This is a genomic window from Proteiniphilum sp. UBA1028 (assembly GCF_002316955.1).
Classification (GTDB): domain Bacteria; phylum Bacteroidota; class Bacteroidia; order Bacteroidales; family Dysgonomonadaceae; genus Proteiniphilum.
In genome coordinates this window covers 1,862-3,306 of sequence record NZ_DCEN01000059.1, presented here as the reverse complement: position 1 = coordinate 3,306, position 1,445 = coordinate 1,862, and the positions used below count along the sequence as shown (strand labels likewise).

The 1,445-nt window shown below is 40.7% G+C and carries 1 protein-coding gene and 1 pseudogene; both read right to left on the bottom strand.

The window, feature by feature from the left end; genetic code table 11:
• Positions 1–770 (bottom strand): sugar phosphate isomerase/epimerase family protein (locus B3Z75_RS10590; RefSeq protein ID WP_286845788.1); only part of this gene is annotated, 770 nt, incomplete at its 3' end.
• 297 nt (positions 771–1,067) lie between these two features.
• Positions 1,068–1,445 (bottom strand): annotated as a pseudogene (locus B3Z75_RS10585) (hypothetical protein); the annotation flags it as partial.

Below are 1,445 nucleotides of genomic sequence, written 5' to 3'. Positions count from 1 at the left end.
GAGTTCATCAGCTCGCGGCTGAACTCTTTGATGTGGAGTTTCATAATGCGTCTGTTTAATGTCCTGATCCAATGCTCAGGCCATCCGTAACGCAGCACATTACCAATATCGAAATACCATCCTACAAGAGGATGATTTATTTCATCAACAAATCTTTTTGCTTCCACCGGACTTATGAGGAAATTGTTCCATACGTTTTCCAAAGCAATTTGCATCCCTGTTTCTTCTGCATAAGGAATCAGCTCTCTGATTGAGTTTTGAGAAGTGATGTATGCCTGCTCGTAAGATACCTTTTCGTTGACTACACCCGGCACGACTAAAACCGTGTCTCCACCCATCTCTTTCACCTCCTGCAAAGATTTCGCGACAGAGTCGATACACTTTTTCCTCACGGCCGGGTCGGGATCGGAAAGGGGTGAACTCCAGTGGTCCTTGTTTACAACCGAGGGAAGTTCAATCCCCGATTTGGCTTTTGCCTCAAGGATCTCGGGCATATTAAAATCAACAGGTGAGTTTAGTTCTACACCGTTGAATCCAAGATCTACGGCAAGTTTAAATTTGTCAGTTAATGACAACTCCTCTTTGATCATTCCAAGCCCCAAGCTCTTTTTTAAGGCGACTTTTTGTTTCGGCTTATTGTCTACAAGGGTTGATGATAGACCCAACGATGGAGTGACAGTCTCAATGGGCGATATCGTTGCAGACAAGGGAGAAACGACTGTCGCTCCCGCAATGGCGGCAGCCGATTTAATAAATTCCCGTTTGTTCATATCTATGATTATTTAAATTCAGTAATTCCTGGAATAGCAATAGGTATATCATATTTTGTATCATACACAGTAATTTGCAAAACGATTTAAGCAAAGATTAAATGCTTATATTAGTGACATTCTTTTGTCACAAATATAGTCGAATTTTTTAACATGTCTATGAATTTCACAAAGAAGGAGAGATTAGTGCATGAAAAAACAAATGGGCACCAAATATTTCCTCTTAATATCTGCCTATTCTATAAATTTATGGTTTAGTAACCCAAAGTGTAAACTTATTGGGGTGTATACATTTCATCAGTCTCTCACGGGAAAAACAGCAATTCGTAATGTACTGCACCCATAGGGGATAAGTTCAATGTCTTCTTCATTACCAATGTCTTTTTCCTGTTCAGTGAGAAAATAAGATACCGGGCCGGCCGACCCGTTGTATTCTTTCCATCCGGGGAGGCGTAATCCTGTTGTTCTTATTTTAACAGGTGCATTTTGCAGCGTCCAGGGATAATCTGAAGTCATGTTTTTTGTTTCAACAATAAAAGCTTTCTCAACATTTTCTTTACTTAAGTTACGGATAGGTAAGGCATAGTTCCAGGGAGAGTCGCTGGTGACCTGGTAATACCATTTTCCGTAACGTTTGGTTTCGTGGGGCTCTGTTGTTTTCTTTTGCCAGTTTTC